At 67.5% G+C, this 21,722-nt stretch carries 18 protein-coding genes and 1 riboswitch; of the genes, 12 read left to right on the forward strand and 6 right to left on the reverse strand.

Going from position 1 to position 21,722, the window contains the following annotated elements; translation table 11 throughout:
• Positions 1 to 10: 10 nt before the first annotated feature.
• The 5 genes from M5C96_RS21210 to ahcY form a co-directional block, all read right to left on the reverse strand.
• Positions 11 to 667: a septal ring lytic transglycosylase RlpA family protein gene (locus M5C96_RS21210; RefSeq protein WP_272565116.1), complete on the reverse strand. Its 657-nt coding sequence runs from the start codon at positions 665 to 667 to the stop codon at positions 11 to 13.
• On the reverse strand, positions 633 to 1,235 hold the full coding sequence (locus M5C96_RS21215; RefSeq protein ID WP_272565117.1) for a hypothetical protein: 603 nt from the start codon (positions 1,233 to 1,235) through the stop codon (positions 633 to 635). Before M5C96_RS21215 ends, M5C96_RS21210 begins: the two co-directional genes overlap by 35 nt.
• A gap of 51 nt (positions 1,236 to 1,286) precedes the next feature.
• Positions 1,287 to 2,129, reverse strand: a complete 843-nt coding sequence (gene metF / locus M5C96_RS21220) for a methylenetetrahydrofolate reductase [NAD(P)H] (protein WP_272565118.1) — start codon at positions 2,127 to 2,129, stop codon at positions 1,287 to 1,289.
• On the reverse strand, positions 2,126 to 3,127 hold the full coding sequence (locus M5C96_RS21225; protein ID WP_272565119.1) for a TlyA family RNA methyltransferase: 1,002 nt from the start codon (positions 3,125 to 3,127) through the stop codon (positions 2,126 to 2,128). The genes metF and M5C96_RS21225 overlap by 4 nt, the downstream gene beginning before the upstream one ends.
• 137 nt (positions 3,128 to 3,264) lie before the next feature.
• On the reverse strand, positions 3,265 to 4,695 hold the full coding sequence (gene ahcY / locus M5C96_RS21230; RefSeq protein WP_272565120.1) for an adenosylhomocysteinase: 1,431 nt from the start codon (positions 4,693 to 4,695) through the stop codon (positions 3,265 to 3,267).
• A 68-nt stretch (positions 4,696 to 4,763) separates the two neighbouring features.
• Positions 4,764 to 4,860: riboswitch (S-adenosyl-L-homocysteine riboswitch) on the reverse strand.
• 152 nt (positions 4,861 to 5,012) lie between these two features.
• On the opposite strand from ahcY, the gene M5C96_RS21235 reads away from it, so the two are divergent.
• From M5C96_RS21235 to M5C96_RS21285, 11 genes are all read left to right on the forward strand, one after another.
• Entirely contained in the window at positions 5,013 to 6,050 is a 1,038-nt protein-coding gene (locus M5C96_RS21235; RefSeq protein WP_272565121.1) for an acyltransferase family protein, read from the forward strand.
• 192 nt (positions 6,051 to 6,242) lie between these two features.
• A complete protein-coding gene (locus tag M5C96_RS21240; protein ID WP_272565122.1) occupies positions 6,243 to 7,871 on the forward strand; it encodes a peptide chain release factor 3 in 1,629 nt (542 codons plus the stop codon).
• A 47-nt stretch (positions 7,872 to 7,918) separates the two neighbouring features.
• A complete protein-coding gene (locus M5C96_RS21245) occupies positions 7,919 to 9,334 on the forward strand; it encodes a hypothetical protein (protein WP_272565123.1) in 1,416 nt (471 codons plus the stop codon).
• A gap of 21 nt (positions 9,335 to 9,355) precedes the next feature.
• Positions 9,356 to 9,709 (forward strand): EamA family transporter, encoded by a 354-nt coding sequence (locus tag M5C96_RS21250; RefSeq protein WP_272565124.1) that lies wholly within the window; start codon positions 9,356 to 9,358, stop codon positions 9,707 to 9,709.
• On the forward strand, positions 9,706 to 10,719 hold the full coding sequence (locus M5C96_RS21255; RefSeq protein ID WP_272565125.1) for a glycosyltransferase family 2 protein: 1,014 nt from the start codon (positions 9,706 to 9,708) through the stop codon (positions 10,717 to 10,719). Before M5C96_RS21250 ends, M5C96_RS21255 begins: the two co-directional genes overlap by 4 nt.
• Complete coding sequence (locus M5C96_RS21260) at positions 10,716 to 12,518, forward strand: hypothetical protein (protein WP_272565126.1); 1,803 nt, start codon at positions 10,716 to 10,718, stop codon at positions 12,516 to 12,518. The genes M5C96_RS21255 and M5C96_RS21260 overlap by 4 nt, the downstream gene beginning before the upstream one ends.
• Positions 12,519 to 12,605: 87 nt before the next feature.
• Positions 12,606 to 14,453, forward strand: coding sequence for a hypothetical protein (locus M5C96_RS21265; RefSeq protein WP_272565127.1), 1,848 nt, complete (start codon positions 12,606 to 12,608; stop codon positions 14,451 to 14,453).
• A 133-nt stretch (positions 14,454 to 14,586) separates the two neighbouring features.
• Complete coding sequence (locus M5C96_RS21270; protein WP_272563652.1) at positions 14,587 to 15,537, forward strand: IS5 family transposase; 951 nt, start codon at positions 14,587 to 14,589, stop codon at positions 15,535 to 15,537.
• 134 nt (positions 15,538 to 15,671) lie between these two features.
• The gene (locus M5C96_RS21275) at positions 15,672 to 16,565 is read left to right on the forward strand and encodes a DUF6402 family protein (protein ID WP_272565128.1); all 894 of its coding nucleotides are present in this window, start codon (positions 15,672 to 15,674) and stop codon (positions 16,563 to 16,565) included.
• The gene (locus M5C96_RS21280) at positions 16,559 to 16,966 is read left to right on the forward strand and encodes a hypothetical protein (protein ID WP_442867332.1); all 408 of its coding nucleotides are present in this window, start codon (positions 16,559 to 16,561) and stop codon (positions 16,964 to 16,966) included. The genes M5C96_RS21275 and M5C96_RS21280 overlap by 7 nt, the downstream gene beginning before the upstream one ends.
• Positions 16,967 to 17,030: 64 nt before the next feature.
• Positions 17,031 to 17,858 carry an HAD-IIB family hydrolase gene (locus tag M5C96_RS21285; protein WP_442867405.1) on the forward strand — a complete coding sequence of 276 codons (828 nt, stop codon included), beginning with the start codon at positions 17,031 to 17,033 and terminating at the stop codon, positions 17,856 to 17,858.
• A gap of 79 nt (positions 17,859 to 17,937) precedes the next feature.
• On the opposite strand, the gene M5C96_RS21290 is transcribed toward M5C96_RS21285, so the two are convergent.
• Positions 17,938 to 18,900: a tripartite tricarboxylate transporter substrate binding protein gene (locus M5C96_RS21290; protein WP_272565130.1), complete on the reverse strand. Its 963-nt coding sequence runs from the start codon at positions 18,898 to 18,900 to the stop codon at positions 17,938 to 17,940.
• A 306-nt stretch (positions 18,901 to 19,206) separates the two neighbouring features.
• Between M5C96_RS21290 and M5C96_RS21295 the strand changes: the two genes are divergently transcribed.
• The gene (locus M5C96_RS21295) at positions 19,207 to 21,702 is read left to right on the forward strand and encodes a glucose/quinate/shikimate family membrane-bound PQQ-dependent dehydrogenase (protein ID WP_272565131.1); all 2,496 of its coding nucleotides are present in this window, start codon (positions 19,207 to 19,209) and stop codon (positions 21,700 to 21,702) included.
• Positions 21,703 to 21,722: the final 20 nt, after the last annotated feature.

Raw genomic sequence — 21,722 nt, forward strand, 5'->3', positions numbered from 1 at the left:
GCCGGACCGCCTATTCGCCAGAGGCTGGTAGCGGGCCGGCCTGCGACAGGCCGGAAGCCGAGGCATCGGGGCACTGCGCCGCGGCATCCTCCGGCGCCTGCGACACCACGACCGGCTTGGTGCCCAGCCCCAGCAACCCCAGCGCCCCGGCGGCGGCGCGGCTCACGTCGATGATGCGGCCGGGCGAGTGGGGCCCGCGGTCGTTGATGCGCACCTGCACGGCGCGGCCGGTCACCAGGCTGCGCACGCACACGCGCGTGCCGAAGGGCAAGGTGCGGTGGGCGGCGGTGAATTCGTTCATGTCGAAGCGCTCTCCGCTGGCGGTGCGGCGGCGGTGGAAACGCGCCCCGTACCAGGAGGCCAAGCCTTCCTGCACGAACGCATCGGCGGCATCGCTCTCGGAGGACGCATCCGCGTCCGACGGTTTGGAGGGCGCATCGCCCGCCATGGCCGGCGGGGGCTTCACAGGGGCCGCGGCGCGGGGCGGCTGGGCTGGCGCAGGCAGGGGAACCAATGGCTTTTGCGGCGCCGCGACGGTGTCGTCGCCGGGCGCGGGCGCCTTGACCGCGCAGGCCACCAGGGCGCACGACAGCAGCGCGCCCGACAACAGCGCACCGAGGCGGTGGCGCAGTTCAGCGCTGGCAGCGCGTTTCGTAGGCGTCTTCAAAACGCTTCAGGTCCTTTCTTTCGCCTTCGGTCAGGTCCGTGCGGGCCCGCTTGGCGGTGAGGATGCGGCGCGACTCCCGGCATTGTTCGGCGTGGCGCGTGGCCTCTTCGCGGGAGGTCTGGGCCGCCACGCGCAGTTGTTGCTCCTGCTCCTGCCGCTGCTTGCGCGCCTCGCTCTGCTCCCTGGAATAGCGGGAGGAAGCGTCGGATTCCTCGTCGTGGCAATCGCGCTGGTACTCCCGGCGCATGCCGGCGTAAGCGTCGGGCTGAATGCCGGAGGAGCCTCCGCGCAGCGTGTCGCTCAGGGACCGGCAACGGGCGCTCATGTAGCGCTGGTAAGCCGGCCCTTCGGGAACGGAACGCACCGGGGGCTCATAGCGCCACGCCGGAGGCGGGGAGACAGGCCCTGCGGCCGCCACCGACGTCGTCGTGCCCGAAGGACAGGGGCGCGACATCGTGAAGCTGTTGCCTGCGGCATCCCGGCAGACGTACCGCGTCTGGGCCCACGACGGGGCAGACGCCACGCAGCACAGGGTGGCGACCAACAGGGGAGCGAAGGCGGACGTCATGGATGGGCACGAAAAACGAAGGGGCGATATTACCGGAGTGACCGCCGGCGTCTAGAGACCCAGCCGGCGGCAGATCTCCAGCGTGGTGGCGCTCTGGTTCATCGTGTAGAAGTGCAGGCCCGGCACGCCACGGTCGCGCAGCTGCTCGCACAGCCCGGTGACCACATCCAGGCCGAAGGCCTTGATGCTGGCCGTGTCATCGCCGAAGCCCTGCAGGCGCATGCGAATCCAGCGGGGAATCTCGGCACCGCAAGCGTCGGAGAAACGCATGAGCTGCGTGGAGCCCAGGATGGGCATGATGCCCGGCACCACGGGCACGTCCAGCCCCAGCCGCCGCGTGTCGTCCACGAAGCGGAAATAGGCGTCGGCATTGAAGAAGTACTGCGTGATGGCCGAGTGCGCGCCTGCACGCACCTTGAGCGCGAAGGCCTGCAGATCGGCTTCGGGTGAACGGGCCTGGGGGTGCACTTCCGGATAGGCGGCCACTTCCACGTGGAAGTCGTCGCCCGTCTCCGCGCGGATGAAGGCCACCAGATCGCTGGCGTAGTGGAACTCGCCGCCCGCGCCGTAGCCGCTCGGCAGGTCGCCGCGCAGGGCCACCAGGCGCTTCACGCCCATGGCCTTGAGCGTGGCCAGCTGGCTGCGCACCGTCTCGCGCGTGGCGCCGATGCACGAGAAGTGCGAGGCCGCGCTCACGCCCTCCGCCAGAATCTCGCGCACGGTGGTGAAGGTGCCCTCCTGCGTCGAGCCGCCCGCACCGTAGGTGACGGAGCAGAACTCGGGCCGCCGGGCATACAGCGCCTGCCGCACGGCACGCAGCTTTTCGGCCCCTTCGGGCGTCTTGGGGGGGAAAAATTCGAAACTGACGGGTAAGGGTGGATTGGAGGCACTCATGCCGCCCTCCTTGCATGGACGAAGAATTCACGGTTGCCGTCGCCGCCATCGATGGAACTGTCCATCCAGGCAGCCACGGTCAGGCCCAGTTCCGCGCAGCAGTCGCGGATGCGCTGCTCGACCACGGCGTAGAGCGCCACATCGCGCACGATGCCGCCCTTGCCCACCTGGCCGGGCTGCAGCTCGAACTGCGGCTTGACCAGCATGAGCAGGTCGCCGCCGGCCTTGAGCAGCGGCGCCACCGCCGGCAGGATGAGCGTGAGCGAGATGAACGACACATCGCCCGTCACCAGGTCGAACACCGGGGTGATGTCCACCTGTTCCAGCCCTGCCCGGCGCCGGCGCACGGTGGGCAGGGCGCCCTCCGCGCGGGCCCGCGCCCGGGCCGACCGCTCGGCCTTGAAGGCTTCGACGTCGTGTTCCTTGGCGTCGTCGCTGTCGTCGTATTCGTCGTCGATCAGGCCGCCGTTGCGCATCCAGCTGTAGGGAGCTTCGGGCTGGGTCTCGTTGTCGTCGGGGTCTTGCTCGACCTGCTCGGACAGGGCGTCCTCGCAGGCGTCCTGCAGCGATGCGGCCGTCAGGGACCGGGCGTTGACGCCTTCCACGGCCACCACGCGCGGATCCTGGCGCAGGCGGTCGTGCAGTTGGCTGTGGCCCACGTCCACACCAATCACCTGGGCCGCGCCGCGCTGCAGCAGGCAGTCGGTGAAGCCCCCGGTGCTCTGGCCCACGTCCAGGCAGCGCCAGCCCGCCACGTCCAGGCCCGTGGACACGAGCGCGCCTTCCAGCTTGAGGCCGCCGCGCGAGAGGTAGCGCGCCTCGGACTGGTCGAGCAGTTGCACTTCGGCGATGTCCGGAATCTCGTCACCGTTCTTGGCCACCTTGTGCCAGGGCAGGCTGGGTGCCAGCCGCCATTGCACGCCGGCCGCGATCAGGCGCTGCGCCTGCGACCGGGTCGCGGCGTGGCCCTTGTCCACCAGATACACGTCTGCGCGCATGCGCCCGTCCTTTTCAGAGTCAAAAAGGCCTCCAGCGCATATTCATCTAGCGCTAGAAGCTATTATTTTTATAGCAAGACAGGGCGAACCGGCCGGAGTCGCCGGCCGCCGCCCCGGGGCGGCGAAGCCCCGCCCGATCAGTAACGGTAGGTGTCGGGCTTGTAGGGGCCGCTCTTGCTCACACCGATGTAGGCGGCCTGCGAGTCCGTCAGTTCGGTCAGCATGGCGCCGACCTTCTTCAGGTGCAGGCGCGCGACCTTCTCGTCCAGCAGCTTGGGCAGCACGTAGACCTTGCCGGCCTCGTAGGCATCGGGCTTGGTGAAGAGCTCGATCTGCGCGATGGTCTGGTTGGCGAACGACGACGACATCACGAAGCTCGGATGGCCCGTGCCGCAGCCCAGGTTCACCAGGCGGCCCTTGGCCAGCAGGATGATCTTCTTGCCGTCCGGGAAGGTGATGTGGTCCACCTGGGGCTTGATCTCTTCCCATTCGTACTTCTCGATCGACGCGACGTCGATCTCGTTGTCGAAGTGGCCGATGTTGCAGACGATGGCCTGGTCCTTCATCTTCACCATGGTGTCGTGGGTGATGATGTCCTTGTTGCCGGTCGTCGTCACGAAGATGTCGGCCTTGTCGGCGGCGTAGTCCATCGTCACCACGCGGTAGCCTTCCATGGCGGCCTGCAGGGCGTTGATGGGGTCGATCTCGGTGACCCACACCTGGGCCGAAAGCGCGCGCAGTGCCTGGGCGGAGCCCTTGCCCACGTCGCCGTAGCCGGCCACCACGGCGACCTTGCCGGCGATCATGACGTCGGTGGCGCGCTTGATGCCGTCCACCAGCGATTCGCGGCAGCCGTACAGGTTGTCAAACTTGGACTTGGTGACCGAGTCGTTCACGTTGATCGCGCGGAACAGCAGCGTGCCCTTGGCGGACATCTCGTTCAGGCGGTGCACGCCGGTGGTGGTTTCTTCCGTCACGCCGATGATCTCGGCCGACTTGCGGGTGTACCAGGTCGCATCTTCCGACAGCTTCTTGCGGATGGCGGCGAACAGGATGCGCTCTTCCTCGCTGGCACCGTTGCCGGCGACCAGGGAAGCATCCTTCTCGGCGCGCTGGCCCAGGTGCATCAGCAGCGTGGCATCGCCGCCGTCGTCCAGGATCATGTTGGGGCCTTCGCCCGCGCTGCCCTTGGGCGCAAAGTCGAAGATGCGGTGGGTGTAGTCCCAATAGTCTTCCAGCGACTCGCCCTTGATGGCGAAGACCGGCGTGCCCGTGGCAGCGATGGCGGCAGCGGCATGGTCCTGCGTGGAGAAGATGTTGCACGAAGCCCAGCGCACGTCGGCACCCAGGGCCTTCAGCGTTTCGATCAGCACGGCGGTCTGGATCGTCATGTGCAGCGAGCCGGTGATGCGCGCGCCCTGGAGCGGCTGGCTGGCGGCGAACTCGTCGCGGATGGCCATCAGGCCGGGCATTTCCGTCTCGGCGATGCGGATTTCCTTGCGGCCCCACGCGGCAAGGGAAAGGTCGGCGATGGCCTGGTCGGCCTGGGGCTTGAGAACTGCGCTCATGGTTTTCTCCGGTAAAGAAGGTAAAAACCACGCATCGGAGGGGAATGGCTCACTCACCGCACAAGAAGCGTGGGCGAGCGTCGTTGCAAAATGATGATCCGAGCCTCGCGTCCCTGCCGCACACCGGGCACCGGGGGTAAAGACGCTGCAACGCTCCTCGGAAAGCGGCGATTATAAGGACATCGCGCTTCGCGCCCATACCAGCGCGCCGACCGTGGCGCGCTGCAGAACCGAGACCGGCATGGATTCGAGGTGCCGCCCATGACAACAAGACAACCAGCGATACGCCCGCAAAGGGCCAGAAGAACCCAGAGACAATGTCCACACAGCACCGGGGCAACCTGTTCGATCTGATGCGCATCTGCGCGGCGAGCGCAGTGATCTTCAGCCACCACTTCCACATCACGCACACCGCGTCGCCCACCTGGCTGCATTCCGACATGGTGGGTGGCGTGGCGGTGATGACGTTCTTCACGATCAGCGGCTACCTCGTCACCCAGAGCTGGCTGCGCCAGCCCAAGGCGCTGGCGTTCCTTTCCAAGCGGTTCCTGCGGATCTGGCCCGGGGTGCTGTTCGCCGTGCTCACCAACGTCTTTCTGTTCGGGATCTTCTTCAACTCGCTGCCGACCGCGGACTTTCTGGCCCACCCCGATACGCTCGGCTACTTTCGCAACCTGCTGCTGATCAGGGACTACCCCTATCTGCCGGGCGTGTTCGAAAACAACCCGATCAAGCACCTGATGAATGGGCCCTTGTGGACCATCCCGATAGAAAGCCTGTGCTACCTGGTGCTGGCGGGTGCGGGGTTGCTCGGCGTGTTCCGGTCTCGCTGGCTCGCCGGCCTCGCCGCTGTGGCCTACATCGCGTTCTTTCTCACCGCCCGCAATGCCGACCTGACGGGCGAGATGCAGCACTGGTTCGAATACCCCGCCTATTTCACCTATGGCGCGCTCATCGCCGTCTTCCGCGATGCGTTCCATGCTCGCTCCGGCCGGCTGCTGCTCCTGCTGGCGCCGCTGGCCGCCGTGCTGTTCTTCGGATTGCAGATGGAGCACACGGCGGGCCTGCTCCTGCTGCCGCCGCTGCTGATCCACATCGGCTCGCTGAACGTGCCCGCGCTGGCCTTCCTGCAGCGCGGCGGGGACCCGTCGTACGGCATCTATCTGTACGGCTGCCCGGTGCAGCAGTCGGTGTATGCGCTTTGGCCCGACCTGGCGTTCATTCCGAGCCTGATGCTGTCGGTGGCACTGGCCGCCGTGGCAGGCTATGCCTCCTGGCATCTGGTGGAATCACCGGCGCTGCGGTTCAAGCGGTGGTTCCAGCGAACGCCCGTGGCGCCCCAAGCGGCCCCCTGACCCTTGCGAGCGGCCAAGGCTGCGGCCACGGGGCCGGGCCGGTGCGGTCCCCACCGAGGTCCGGCACGAGGGCGGCCATTAGAATACGGCCACTTTTCCGCGGGCGCCCTCCGCGGCGGCACGCCAGCGCGCCGGCCCTGGCGCCCGTACTTCGGCCCACCCGCCTGCGCCGCGCCTTCACCAAAAAACACAGTGTCCTACGTCTCCGAAACACGGCGCCGCCGCACCTTCGCCATCATTTCCCACCCTGACGCGGGCAAGACCACGCTCACGGAAAAGCTGCTGCTGTTCTCGGGTGCGATCCAGATCGCCGGCGCCGTCAAGGGCCGCAAGGCCAGCCGCCACGCCACCAGCGACTGGATGGAGATCGAAAAGCAGCGTGGCATCTCGGTGGCCAGCTCGGTCATGCAGATGGCCTACCGCGAACACGTGGTGAACCTGCTGGACACGCCGGGCCACAAGGACTTCTCGGAAGACACCTACCGCGTGCTCACCGCGGTCGATTCGGCCCTGATGGTGATCGACGCGGCCAACGGCGTGGAGGCGCAGACGCGACGCCTGATCGAGGTCTGCCGCCAGCGCGACACGCCCATCATCACCTTCGTGAACAAGATGGACCGCGAAGTGCGCGAACCGCTGGACATCCTGGACGAGGTCGAGCGCGAGTTGGGCATGCCCTGCGTGCCCATGACCTGGCCCGTGGGCCAGGGCAAGGGTTTCGGCGGCATTATCAACCTGCGCACGCAGGCCATGACGGTGTTCGAGTCGGGCAGCGAGCGCCGCCCACAGGACTTCGAGACCATTCCCCTGTCGGACGCCGCCAACCTGCGCGCGCGCTTCGGTAGCGAATTCGACGCCGCCATCGAGAGCATGGAACTCGCCGTGGGCGCCTCGCCCACCTGGGACCACGAGGCCTTCCTCGCCGGCAAGCAGACGCCGGTGTTCTTCGGCTCCGGCGTGAACAACTTCGGGGTCATGGAAGTGCTGGATGCGCTGGTGGACCTGGCCCCCTCGCCGCGTCCCCGCCTGAGCAGCCTGCAGGTGAACAAGCAGCCGGTCGAGAAAACCGTGCAGCCCGAAGACCAGAATTTCTCGGGCGTGGTGTTCAAGGTGCAGGCGAATATGGACGCCAACCACCGCGACCGCATCGCCTTCGTGCGCGTGGCCTCGGGCCGGTACACGCCGGGCATGAAGCTCAAGGTGCAGCGCACCGCCAAGGAACTGCGCCCTACCAGCGTGGTGACCTTCATGTCGCAGCGCCGCGAGGCGGTGGAAGAGGCCTATGCCGGCGACATCATCGGCTTCACCACCCATGGCGGCGTGCAGCTGGGCGACACCATCACCGACGGCGCCAGCCTGCAGTTCACCGGCCTGCCGTTCTTCGCGCCCGAACTGTTCATGACGGTCATCCTGAAGAACCCCCTGCGCACCAAGCAGCTGCAGCAGGGCCTGGCCCAGCTCGGTGAAGAAGGCGCGATCCAGGTCTTCAAGCCCGACGCCGGCGGTGCCATGCTGCTGGGTGCGGTGGGCCAGCTGCAGTTCGAAGTGGTGCAGCACCGCCTCAAGACCGAATACGACGCCGACGTGCGGCTGGAGGGCTGCCAGTACACCGGCGCCCGCTGGATCACCGCCGACAGCCCGGCCGACCTGCGTGCGTTCACCGATGCCTACCCGCTGCGGCTCGCGCACGACGCGGCGGACACGCTGGCCTACCTGTGCACCTCTCCCTACGACGTGCGCCTGGCCCAGGAGCGGTTTCCCAAGATCCATTTCCATCCGTTGCGCGAGCACGCCGGCCTGGCGCTGCAGGCCGCCGGTTGAGCGCAGACCATCGCCCGACCGTGGGAGCGACGCTGCCATCCCCTTCCATGGCCCGCGCGGTCCGTGCCCCGCGGGATGGCTGGCGGGCAGCCGCCCCCTTTCTGGTGATCTGGAGCGCCCTGATGGCGCTGTACGGCACCTGGCTGATGGCCTTCTGGCCCGGCATCCTGGGGGAGGACTCGGTGTCCATCCTGCTGGAGGTGGAGCGCGGAGGCGACTTCCGCTCCGGCAAGACCGTCTTCTGGTACTACTTCGTGCGCCTGTTCTACGAGGGCACGCGGCGGGTGGAAGTGCCCGTGGCAGTGCTGCTGTGCCTGTGCGCGCTGATCTTCGCCCGCATGCTGGCGTGGTACTGGCGGCAGGGCCTGAGAAAGAGCTTCGCGGTGGTGCTGGTGCTGGTGTGCCTGGCGCCGCACATGGTTTACTTCATGGGCACGCTGTACCCGGACGGCATCTTCGCCGTGGCGTCCTGCGGCCTGCTGTTCGAGCTGTGGCTGGCGGCCCGCCAGCGCACGATGGGCGCGGCCTCGCTGACCATGGTGGCCGTGGCGCTGCCCTTCGCGGCCTTCGCCCGGCCGAACGGCATCGTCTTTCTGCTGCCGGCCGTGGCCGTGCTGCTGCTCCTGGACCGCCGCAGCCGCTGGACGCTGGCGGCGGTCATCGGTGCGGTGGGCGCGGCGATGTTCGCGGGCCACCAGCTGCATCCGTCCAGGACACAGGAAGCCGTCTATCCCATGGTGGTCTTCGAGACCGTGAACTTTCTCAAGCCCCGGGCCATGAACCGCCTGTGGGACCAGTACCCCCACATGAACGATCCCTGGGTGCTGGACCGTCCCAAGGTGTCGCCCGCCACGATCGAGATGCTCGGGCGCTACCGCCCCCTGCCGCAACTGCAGGCCTATGCCGACCCGGCGTACTGGGACATGCTCGTCTTCCATCCCGAAGGCCCGCAGATGCAAGGCCTGCCGCAGCCCGACCAGAAGGCCCTGGTGCGTGAATTCTTCACTTACAACCTTTGGCAGAACCTGCCCGACTTCATCGCCAGCCGGGTCAACGTCTTCCTGGCCGCCGCGCTCGCGCAGGGCGGCTTTCCCTCCGTGACCTACGCCACGTACGTGCTGCAGCGCACGCAGGGGGTGTCGGTCTTTCGCCAGTTCGACCTGCGCGGCGTGGAGCGCCGCTTCATCGCCCTGCAAAAGGCCAGCCATGCATGGCGATGGCTGCTGTGGACCCCTTGGCTCGGCATGATTTTGCTGGCGTGGGCCCTGTGCCGGGGCATCGCCCGGCGCGACCTGCCCCTGCTGATCGTGGCGTTGCCCATGGCCGTGCAGCTAGTGGCCATCTTCCTGCTGTCCACCGCGGGCGAGTACCGCTACCTCCTGCCGTTTTTCACCCTGCCCCTGGCCCTGCTTCCCGCTTTCGCCTTGCGCCGCCCCACCCCGGCCCGCCCCGTGTCGGCATGACACGCCCCCTGCCTTCTCACCATGTCCCTTTTACTCACGTCCCTGACCCTGTTGTGCGTGCTCGGCATCTCGCTCGGGCAACTGCTGTTCAAGAAGGCGGCCATGATGCTGCCGGCCCAGCCGGTGCTGACCGACTGGATCTTCAACGGCTGGCTCATCGTGGCCCTGGCGCTCTACGGCGTGACCACGCTGCTGTGGATCTGGGTGCTGCGCAGCGCACCGCTGCACCTGGCGTATCCGTTCATGGGCCTGGCCTTCCTGATCGTGCCGGCGCTGGGGTGGCTGTTCCTCGATGAGCCGCTGCATCTGCAGACCTTCATCGGGGGGGCGCTGATCCTGGCAGGCATCGCCGTGGCGGGGAGGGCTTCGGCATGACGAAGCACACCATGAGCGTCGCCGTCGCCATCCCCTGCTACAAGGTCACCCAGCATGTGCTGGAGGTGATCCGCACGATTCCGGCCAGCGTGTCCCGCATCTACGCGGTGGACGACGCCTGCCCCGACGGCAGCGGCGCCTTCGTCCAGCAGCACTGCACCGACCCGCGCGTGCAGGTGCTGTTCAACCCCGAGAACCAGGGCGTGGGCGGGGCCGTGGTCACGGCCTACCGCCAGGCCGTCGCGGACGGCATCGACATCGTGGTCAAGATCGACGGCGACGGCCAGATGAACCCCCGCCTGCTGCCGCTGTTCGTGCGCCCCATCCAGGACGGCCGGGCCGACTACACCAAGGGTAACCGCTTCTTCCGGCCCGAATCGGTGCGCGGCATGCCCGGGATGCGCCTGTTCGGCAACGCCGTGCTGTCGTTCATGACCAAGCTCAGCTGCGGCTACTGGTCCATCATGGACCCGACGAACGGCTACACCGCCATCCACACCAGCGTGCTGCGCGAGCTGCCGCTGGACAAGCTGGAGCGCCGCTATTTCTTCGAGACCGACATGCTGTTCCGCTTGAACACGCTGCGGGCGGTGGTGCGCGACGTGCCCATGGACGCCGTGTACGCGGACGAAGAATCGAACCTCAAGATCGGCAAGGTCCTGCCCGAATTCCTGAAGAAGCACGCCTCGCGCCTGGCCCGGCGCTATGTGTACAGCTACCTGGTGCGCGACTTCAACGTGGGCTCCATCTACAGCCTCTTCGGTGTGCTTTTGCTGCTGGCGGGGGGCCTGTTCGGGGCGATGCACTGGATCAACAGCGCCTACGGCACCCATCCGGCCACGAGCGGCACCGTGATGCTGGCGGCGCTGCCGGTGCTCATCGGCATCCAGTTCCTGGTGGCGTTCCTGCACTACGACGTGGGCAGCGTGCCCACCGAGCCGCTGAGCACCTACCTGCATCCGGACGACCTCGATGCCGCCGCCGACCTGGCGGGAAAGGCCACGCCATGAGCGTCTCCCAGGGCCACATCGCTCCCAACGCCAGCCACACCCTCGCACCGTCCGAGCGCGCCACCCTGCACTGGATGCTGTGGGGGCTGGTCGTGCCCCTCATCTTCTACGCGGCGCGCACGGTGGAAGTGCTCACGCGGGTGGAAATTCCGTTCGACTCGCTGCACACCTACCTGCCGCTGGCGCGCCAGTTGCTGGAGGATGCGGCGCAGCTGTTCAGCGATCCGAAGATGCTCAAGGTGGCGCCCGGCGCGGTCGTCTACATGGCGCTTTCGGGGGCGGACCCGGTGGCCGTCAAGGCCGCGAATCTCGCGATCTCGCTAGTGGCGCTGGTGCTCACGTTCGATGCCGCACGCAGGATCGGTGGCCGCGTGGCCGCCGCCGCCGCGGCCTGGCTGTTCGTGCTGCCCCACATGCTGGTGGAGGCCGGGGCGGTGCTCATGGGCGAAGCGCCCTTCGTGTTCCTGGTTGCCGTGTGGCTCTGGGCCACCACCTATGCGGTAGACACCACAGCCGGTACGCGCGCAGCGCGCTGGCGGATCGGCGCCGTGGTTTTGGCGGGCCTGGCCCTCGCCGCGGCCACCCTGACCCGCGGGACCTACATGTACTGGCTGCCGTTCGCCGTGGTGGCTTTCTTCGCCGCATCGCGCAAGCTGCAGGGCGCGCAACGCGGGGCGGCCGTGCGCATCGCGGCGGTGCACCTGATCGCCCTCGCACTGGTAGGCGCCTACATGGCGCGGCAGAACGAGGAATTCGGCCGGCCCATTGTCGCCACGGGCACAGGCGCGGCGCTGTACTTCGGCAGCAACCCCGTGCTGTCGGGCTACGAGCCGCCGTACTTCGGACTGGTCCATGACGAGTCCACCATCACGGACGGCCAGGGGCACCTCTCGATCGAGGGCGACCGCCGCCTGATGGCCGTGGCCAAGACCATGCTGCGCGAAACGCCCTTCCCGGTGCTGGCGCAGATGTACGTGCAAAAGCTCGGCGCCGTGCTGTTCTTCAGCCGCGCGCACCTGGACCGCCATGTCATGAACGACCGGTCCTGGCGCGTGGTGCTGGTGATCCTGGCGTGCCTGGGGGCGTGGGGCGGGCGCCGGCACCTGATGGTGTGGATGGTCACCGGCGCCGCGGCCTACCAGTGCGCGGTGCACGTGCCGGTGCTCTACAACCCGCGCTACAGCATCAGCGCGCTCGACATCCTGTTCGTGCTGCTGGCCGCGCAAGGCGTGGCGATGCTGTGGCGCCAGCCACGCCGGGGCATGGCCCTGGGCGGCGCCCTGGCCACCATCGTGGCGGGCGTGGCTCTGGGGGCCTATCACCTGCGCAACAGCGCGCCGCTCATGCCCGACCTGAGCCTCGGGCACCCCGTGCTGCTGCAGATGGCCGAGCCCGGCACGGTCCAGACCCAGGGGTGGGAGGGCGACCCGTTCGCGGCCGAGGTGCCCATGGCGTCCGGGAAAGCCCTGGTCGAGTGGCGCGCGAAGGTCTTCAAGATGGATGGCATCTCCATCCTGCGGCTGCCCCTGGAGCGCCTGGAAGGCCAGTGCCAGCGCCTGTGGGTGGGCTACACCCGGCCCGATGGTGCCGCACGCGCCAGCCTCGTGCGCCTGGACGGCCTGAAGGCCGGGCAGGACATCACCTGGGGCACGATGCCGCTGTTGATGCCCGGCCCGCCAGGGCGCCTGACGATGGAGTTCCACTGCAAGCCGGGCACGCGCATGCAGTTCGGCGAGCCGGGCCTGTACGAGGCCAGCGAGGGACGTTTCTACCGGGAGAAGGCGCTCAGCCCGCCCTGAGACTCCGCTTTTCCCAGCCCCACACCGGGGCCCTTCTGCACGGCCGGACATGGCCTTGCAGTTCTTTTCCTTGACGGACACTCTGCCATGCGCTTTTTCAACGCTCACCGGATTCTGGCAGCGGCACTGTCCCTGCTGGGAGCCGCTGCGCAGGCGGACACCACCGCCCCCCGCCCGGCGCGCGCGCCGTTCATCGTCGCCCCGACCATCGTCGGCACGATGGTGTGCGACGAGGCCGCCAACGACCCGCGGGTCAAGACCTACGAAGCCGCCATCGATCTGTGCCGCGCGCGCAAGCGCACGGGCGCGGCGGCGATCAACCGCCTGCTCGACACGCTGGAGCCCGGCGGCCCGCGGGGGCAGGTGCAGATCGGCTTCACGTCCACGCTCCAGCTGCTGGCGCTGTACCGCAGGACCGCCACGGGCTGGGAGATCGACACCGCGCGGGTCGATGAATTCCTGCAGCTCGTGGCCGATGTGAAGCGCCCCGTCGTGCTGTACCTGGCCGGGGACCACTTCGACTCCGCCGGCCCCCTGACCAACGAGCTGGAGAAAGACCCGCGCAACCTCATGCAACTGCCTGGGGGCAAGCCGCTGGAGCTGGGCTACTTCGGCTACCGCATCGCGCCCTACACGCTGGAGACGGATGCGAGCATTCCGGTCAACCGCTACCGCTACGAGGCCCTGCGCTACGTGGCCCGGCGCATCAAGGCCCTGCCTGCGGAGCAGCAGCAGCGCATCGTCGCCATCACGCTCGCGGGCGAACTGCACCACCTGTTCCCTGATTTCGAACACGGCATGGGCGAGTACCAGAACATCCGCACCACCGACTACAGCCCGGCCTCGGTGGCGGGCTTCCAGGCCTACCTGGCCAGGCAGTACGGCAGCATCGCGGCGCTCAACCGGCAGGCCGGGACGGCCTACGCCGCGTTCAACACCGTTCCCGCCCCGTCGCACGATGTGAGCCGCGAGCCGGCCAGCAGCCTGGGCGAGCACTACGACGCCTTCGCCGACGGCACCCTGCCGCTCTCCGGCTGGCTGTGGGACCCCGCAGGCCGCGTGACCGGCCTCGACCTGTACCTGGATGCGCGCTACATCGGCCCGGTGGGGCGCGGCTACAACCGGCTGGACGTGTACCGCGCGCTGGACGAGGTCACCACGCCGAACGTGGGCTTTCGCACCGACGTGGACTTCAGTGCCCTGCGCCCCGGCAAGCACATGGCGCAGATCGTGGCGCGCGTGGGCGGGGCGCGCTTCGAGGTGGCGCAAACCGAGTTCACGGTGATGCCGCGCGACCGCCGCGTGGCGCCGCCCACCCGCCGCCCGCCGGAGGTCTTCGGCATGAAGGCCGCGAGCGAGCTGCCCGGCGTGCGCTCGTGGCTCGACCTGCCCAAGCCGCAGCAGGGCGTGCTGTTCAACCCGCTGGCGCGGGACTGGAACCGTTACCGCGAGCAGCAGGTGGCGCGGCTGCTGGGCGAGTTCCATCGCATCGCCTCGAGCGAAGGGTTGCCGGCCGACAAGCTGTACTCCCACCAGATCGTGCCCAACGTGAACTCCTCCTGGAACCCGCAACTCTTCGCGGCGGACCAGACACTGCACGGCTCGCTGCCCTGGAAGCACGGCATCAACCTGTATGGCGGCGCCACGGACAGCGACTGGGTGCGGGGGTTCCTGGCCGAACGCAAGATCGCCGACTACGGCGTGCCGGAATTCAATCCGCAGCAGTGGAAGCGCGACGGTGCCCACCTGGCGGCCATGCAGTCGCACTACACCGGCGGCGCGCGCTTCATCAGCCCGTACTACTTTTCCGTGATTCCGAACCGGTTCAAGGGCAGCGCCGAAAACGGCGTGAACCGCATGGAGCTGGGACCGGACAACACGAAGGACGGCTCCGACCGCTTCTACCGGGCCATCATCGAGTTCGCCAAGCGCTGAGACCGCGCTCGCAATCGCGCAGGCAAGTTTGCTGATTAGTTACATCGCGCAACGCATTCATGCGCTTCGCCCGTCGAGATTTCCGTCGGCTTTGTTGCACAAATCGCGATGCTGATGCCCGTAGACTGACTGCGTGACAGAGACGAAGAACAGGCAGCGGAGCAAGTACCGCACGACGAACTGGAAGGCGTACAACGCGGCGCTGAAAGCGCGAGGCTCGTTGACGATGTGGCTAGATGAGGGCATGCAGTGGTTTGGCACGCCGACCGGCAGGCGTGGACGCAGCCGAACCTTCTCGGACGCAGCAATCCAGTTCTGCCTGAGCATCAAGTGCCTGTTCGGCCAGCCCTTGCGACAGGCGCTGGGCATGGTGCAGAGCCTGCTGCGGCTGGCAAAGCTGGACTGGCCGGTACCTGACTTCAGCACTGTTTGCCGGCGCCAAAAGACCTTGCAGGTCGAACTGAGCTACCAGCGAACCAACTCGCCGCTGCAGTTGCTGGTGGACAGCACCGGCATCAAGTTCCTGGGCGAAGGAGAGTGGAAACGCAAGAAGCATGGTGCTGAATACCGGCGCGAATGGCGCAAGGTCCATCTGGGCATCGACGCGCAGACGCTGGAAATACGCGCCATCGAGGTGACCAGCAACGCCATTGGGGATGCGCCGATGTTGCCCGGGTTGCTGGCTCAGATTCCCACTGACGAATCCATCGAAAGCGTCAGTGCCGATGGCGCCTACGACACGCGCGCCTGCCTGGACGCCATTGCCGAGCGGCACGCGATGGCGGTGATCCCGCCCCGCAAGAACGCCAGCCATTGGAAGAAGTCGAGTCCGGGCTCGGCGCATCGTAATGAGGCCATTCGGGCGTGCCAGCGCCTGGGTCGCGGCATTTGGAAGAAGTGGAGCGGCTACCACCGGCGCAGCCTTGTGGAGACGAAGATGCACTGCTTCAAGCGACTGGGCGAACGGGTGATCGCGCGCACGTTCGACCGCCAGGTTGTGGAGCTGCATGTCCGCGTGGCCTTGCTCAATCGGTTCAGTCAGATCGGCCGTCCTCACACCGTGTCGGTGACTGCTGTGGCATAGGTCCGTCTGGGGTTGGGGTCATGCCGTCTGCAATTCGATTTGTGCAACAGCGCCATTTCCGTCCTTCCTGCCCATAATCCGCGCCGGTCACGCATGCCTTCGCGTGCAACCAATAAAAGAGGAGAGGAAAAAACATGGTCGATCTTTTGAAAGCGCCGCAGAAGGCTCTTGATGCAATGCTCGGGCGCAAGAACACGCCGCAATACGCCACACGGTTATTCCAGTTGCGGGACATCCCCTCCGTGATGCGCTCGCGTTTGGGATGGCCGGTGGCGGCGGCGTTGATGGAGCGGTGGTTCAACGGGGCGCCCCTTGCCATGCCACAGGAGATGAAGGAAAGCCGTCCGCCGCATCGGTTAATCCAATTGGGCGCCGAACGCCTGGATGAAAACACCGTCTCGATGGCATGGGCGCTGGGGTTTGCCCGTGTGCAGACTGCAATGGCTAGTTTGCAAGCCAAATGGTCAAGCCCGGCAGGTATTGCCATGCTGAAACGACGAGTAGAAACGGAGAACAGAGGCCGCAATCATCAATGCTGGCGTTTCGGCAATTTGTCCCAGCCCGCCAAAATACTCGAAGACACCTGTCAGGTGAATTATCTGGCTTTCGGCCAATGGAGCGATCCCATGGATGACTTCTATGGCGCCATGGGCGAAGCGCAGATCAACGTGGCAGTTTCTGGAATGGTGACCCCTCAAGGTATGGGCAAAGCGACCATCGAAATCAATGAACTGGGCTTTTATCTGCGCGATGCCTACGATTTCAACGATGACAATTCTTTCATTTCCCAACCCCTGGGCTGTTGGGGCTTCAATGGCGTGGAATGCGGGGTTCGTACACAGTGGAGCGTGCCGCTCGAAGAAGTGCTGGTAAACGAATCTCCTGCTGCCGTTCAGGGCTACAAATACATCGTTCAGAACAAGGACTTTCGCGATTGGCGGGCCAAGCACCAAAGAGGAGGCGACTTCATGGTGTTGTCGGACGTACGCCGGGTGCGGCTGCCATTTCCGCAAAGAATTTCATGGTGAATGCGATGAAAAATGCGCCAAGGTACCGTCGGTGGGCAGGGTGGTCTGCCTTGATCGGAATGGGGGCGATCGCGGTTTGGTACGCATTCGCCCCGACGCTCAAAGGTGTTTACATCAGTCCTCGCCACGTCTATCGGGTTGAGTATTACGACGCTTCCCTCGTCCAGCGCCTCATCCACCCTGACTTCAAGATTCCCTCTTTCGTGCGCCTGTATCGGATCGCACCCGAAACGCTGCTGGGGGAAAGCGATGTGGTGGACCTCTGGATCAACGGACAGCTTTACTGGTGGCTGAATCCACCACTGAATGCCGTGCAGGTCGGGCGCGACATTGTTTTCGAAAATATCCCCCCGGAGTGCATCGACTGCCCACCGTTGCCCAGGTCGGCCGTCATGCCCTGAGCGCTCCACCTTTCACACTGCACCCAGCCATCCCACCGCAATGCTTTCCACCCTCCCCGCCACCTTGCAGCCGCTGGCCGCATGGCAGCCGCCCCCCACGCTCGCCGGGGTGTTCACCGACATCGACGACACCCTCACCACCGATGGCGCCATCACTGCCGATGCGCTGGCCGCCATTGCGGACCTGAAAGCGGCGGGCCTGCACGTGATCCCGATCACCGGGCGCCCCGTGGGCTGGAGCGAGCCCTTCGCGGCCGCGTGGCCCGTGGACGCCATCGTGGCGGAGAACGGCGCGGTGGCGCTGGTGGCGGAGCGGGACCAGAATGCCCTTGAGGGCAATGAAGACGCCGGCATCGTGCTATCGAAATGGTATCAACAGGATGCGCCGACGCGGGCGGCCAACCATGCGCGGATGCAGGCCGTGCTGGCGCAGATCGAGCGCGAAGTGCCGGGGGCGCGCCGCGCCACCGATTCCGCCGGGCGCGAGTGCGACATCGCCATCGACCACAGCGAGTTCGTGCACCTGCCGCAGGCCGCCATCGACCAGGTGGTGGGCCGCCTGCACGCGGCGGGCATGCACGCCACGGTGAGCAGCATCCACATCAACGGCTGGTTCGGGGCGCACAACAAGCTGGAGAGCGCCCGCTGGATCGTGCGCGAGCGCCTGGGGCGCGACCTGGACGCCGAGATCGACCGATGGGTCTACGTTGGCGACTCCACCAACGACCAGCTGATGTTCGAGCGCTTCGCCCACAGCGTGGGCGTGGCGAACGTGGCGCGCTTCGTGCCGCAGCTGCGCCACCGGCCGCGCTACGTCACCCGGGGCGAGCGCGGCGCGGGCTTCGCCGAGGTCGCGCAGGCCATTTTGGGTGCGATGGGCCGAACGCCCTAGAAGATATTGTCCTTGCAGCTATTATTTTCATAGCAAAACAACCCATCGCAAGCGGTGCCACGTCCCGGTGCGCGGGGGACTACAGCGGCTTGCCCAGGCCCAGCTTTTCCACCAGCGCCTTCTCGCGGGTGAAAGTGTCCTGCGCGAACTGGCGGTAGCGCGCGCTGTCCATGTAGATCGGCACCATGTCGTAGCGCGCCAGCGCGGTGCGGTAGGACTCCTGGTCCATCGCCTGCTTGAACGCATCGTGCAGGCGCTTGACCACGTCCGGCGGCGTGCCCTTGGGCGCGCCGATGCCGAAGGGCGAGTTCTGCACCACGTCGATGCCCAGTTCCTTGAGCGTGGGCGCATCGGGGAATTTCGCCAGGCGCTCGGCGCCCCAGGTGTTCAGCACGCGCAGCTTGCCCGCCTCGACCTGCGGTGCGAAGCCGGTGGAGTCGGCCGCGGCCATGATCTGCCCACCCAGGATGGACTGCATCAGGTCGGCGCTGCCCTTGTACGGCACGTGCAGCAGTTGCAGGCCCAGTTGCTGCGCCGCCAGTTCCATGGTGAGGTGCGGGCTGGTCAGCGTGCCGGTGGAGCCGTAGCTGAGCTTGCCGGGGTTGGCCCTGGCATAGGCCACGAAGTCCGCCCAGGTCTTGAACGGCGAATCGGCCGGCACCACCACGCCGAAGGCGTAGCCCGTGACGTTCAGCACATAGGTGATGTCCTTGACCGGGTCCCAGTTGATCTTGGTGGTGTAGGGCATGCGGAACACGCCCAGCGGGATCTGCGCCACGGTGTAGCCATCGGCCGCCGAGGACTGCAGCAGCTGCGCGGGCAGCGTGCCGCCGGCGCCGGGCTTGTTGTCCACGATGACCGGCTGGCCCAGCGCCTTGCCGGCGCTGTCGGCCAGCACGCGCATGGTGATGTCGGTGGGCCCGCCGGCCGGGAAGGCGACCACCAGTTTGATGGGCCGGGCGGGAAAGGATTGGGCACGGGCGGTGAGGGCGGGGGCGGCCAGGGCCGCGGCCCCGAGCTGCATGAGATGGCGGCGCTGCATGGTCGGTCGGTTCTCGCAAAGTAAGCAACCCCCATTGCAGCGCAGGGCAGCCCCATCCCTGCAGGCCGGAAACCCTGAGGCTCTGTCGCCCACGCGTCATGCACGGACCGCGGACAACGGCGCCGGCAGGGCCGGTGCGTTCGTCCTACATGGGCCGACGGGCGGAACCGACACGGCGGCGCGGGGTGCCCGCTTAACGTCACCCCCGGCGCACGCGACTTCCAGCGTGCCGCTTCCCAGCCCCAACACCCCGCACATCCGGCCCGCAGGCCATGCCCGGGAACTGCCTATTCAAGAGGAATGGTCATGCCCAACCAACGCCACGCGCCTGTTTTCCTGGGGGTGCTTCTCGTCGTGATCGGCCTGGCCATCGGCGTGGGCGGGGTCTGGCTCATCGCCCTGGGCGGCTCGTGGTACTACCTGCCCGCGGGCCTGGCCACTTTGCTCGCCGGCTGGATGCTGGCCCAGCGCAACCCCGCCGCCCTGTGGGTCTATGCCGGGCTGGTGCTGGTGACGCTGCTGTGGTCGCTGTGGGAGGCCGGGCTGGACTGGTGGCCGCTTGCCGCACGGGGCGACGTGTTCTTCGTGCTGGGCATGCTGCTGCTCACGCCCTGGGTGTCCCGCGGCTTGGTCTCGCCATCGCAGCGCGGCCCGCGCCGTGCGCTGGGCGTGACGCTGGCGGCCTTTCTGGCCGTGGCCGTGGCCTCGTGGTTCCATGACGCGCACGACGTGCCCGGCGCCTTCGCCGCGCATGCCGCCCCCACCCCCACCACCACGGTGCCTGCCGCGGCTGGCGGCCCTGGCGACAACAGCGCCATCCCGCCCGGCGAATGGCATGCCTACGGCCGCACCGGCGAGGGCCAGCGCTATTCCCCACTGGGCCAGATCACCCCCGACAACGTGCGCGGCCTGGAGGTCGCCTGGCAGTACCGCACCGGCGACGTGCGCGGCGAGCCCGGCGACCCGCAGGAGACGACCTTCGAGGTCACGCCGCTGAAGGTCGGCAACCGCCTGTACCTGTGCACCCCGCACCAATCGGTCATCGCGCTCGACGCGACCACCGGCGCGCAGGTCTGGCGGTACGACACCCAGGTGCAGGGCAAAGGCGAACTGGCGCTGCAGCACCTGACCTGCCGCGGCCTGTCGTACCAGCCGCCCGAGCCGGCCGCGGCCGGCGCCACGACTGTTCCGACGGCCGCGCCAGCGCCCTCTTCCCCACCCGCAGCCAAGCCCGCCACACCGGTGCCGGCCTCGGCACCCGCCCTGCCTACGGCGTCCTGCGAAGGGCGTTTGTTCATGCCCACGGCCGATGGCCGGCTGCTCGCGCTGGACCCTCGCACCGGCGGCCTATGCACCGATTTCGGCAACGGCACCGGGCAGATCGACCTGTGGACCGGCATGCCCAACCGCCGCCCCGGCGCCTACTACTCCACCTCGCCCGCGGTGGTCACGCGCGATCTCGTCATCATCGGCGGCACCGTGCTGGACAACGCCTCCACCAAGGAGCAGTCCGGCGTGATCCGCGCCTACGACGTGCACACCGGCGCGCTGGTGTGGAACTGGGATTCGGCCAAACCCGAGGCCACCGCGCCCATCGGCCCCGGCGAAACATACACCGCCAATTCGCCCAACAGCTGGTCGATCTCCAGCGTGGACGAAACCCTGGGCCTGGTCTATGTGCCCATGGGCAACCAGCCGCCCGACCAGTGGGGCGGCCGCCGCAGCCCCGAGGTGGAGCGCTATTCGTCCTCCGTCGTGGCGCTCGAACTGGCCACCGGCCGCGTGCGCTGGCACTTCCAGACCGTGCACCACGACCTGTGGGACTACGACGTGCCCGCGCAGCCCAGCCTGGTGGACCTGACCGTCAAGGGCGAGCGCGTGCCCGCGCTGGTGCAGCCCACCAAGCAGGGCGAGGTCTTCGTGCTCGACCGTCGCACCGGCACCCCCATCCTGCCGGTCACCGAGGTGCCCGCCCCGCAGGGCGCCGCCGAGGGCGACCGCACGGCGCCCACGCAGCCCAAATCGGCCCTGTCGTTCGACCCCGCGCCGCTCACCGGCGCGGACATGTGGGGCGTGACCCTCTTCGACCAGCTCATGTGCCGCATCGCGTTCGAGAAGCTGCGCTTCGAAGGCCGCTTCACCCCGCCCTCCACCCGCGGCACCCTGGTCTATCCCGGCAACTTCGGCGTGTTCAACTGGGGCGGCGTGGCCGTGGACCCGCAGCGTGAGATGGCGTTCACCACGCCCACCTACCTGGCCTTCACCTCGCAGCTGATCCCGCGCACCGACGACACCACCTTGCTGGTCCAGCCCGGCGGCGCGCCGCCACACGGCATGCTGCCCGCGCTGAATGAGAACGTGGGCGCGCCGTTCGCCGTGCGCCTGAAGCCCTTCGTCTCGGTGCTGGGCATTCCCTGCCAGGCGCCGCCCTGGGGCTATGTGGCCGGCGCGGACCTGACCACCGGCAAGATCGTCTGGAAGCACAAGAACGGCACCGTGCGCGACCTGGCCCCCGTGCCCGTGCCGTTCAAGATGGGCGTGCCCAACCTGGGCGGCCCGGTGACCACGGCCGGCGGCGTGGCCTTCCTGTCCGGTACGCTCGACTACTACGTGCGGGCCTACGACGTCTCCAACGGCAACGAGCTGTGGAAGAGCCGCCTGCCCGCGGGCGGCCAGGCCACCCCGATGACCTACACCGGGGCCGATGGCCGGCAGTACCTCGTGGTGGCGGCGGGCGGACACGGCTCGCTCGGCACGCGCACGGGGGACTGGCTGATCGCCTACGCCCTGCCGCGTACCTGACGAAGCTTTGAGACAAAAAG

Source organism: Acidovorax sp. GBBC 1281 (assembly GCF_028473645.1).
GTDB lineage: Bacteria > Pseudomonadota > Gammaproteobacteria > Burkholderiales > Burkholderiaceae_C > Paracidovorax.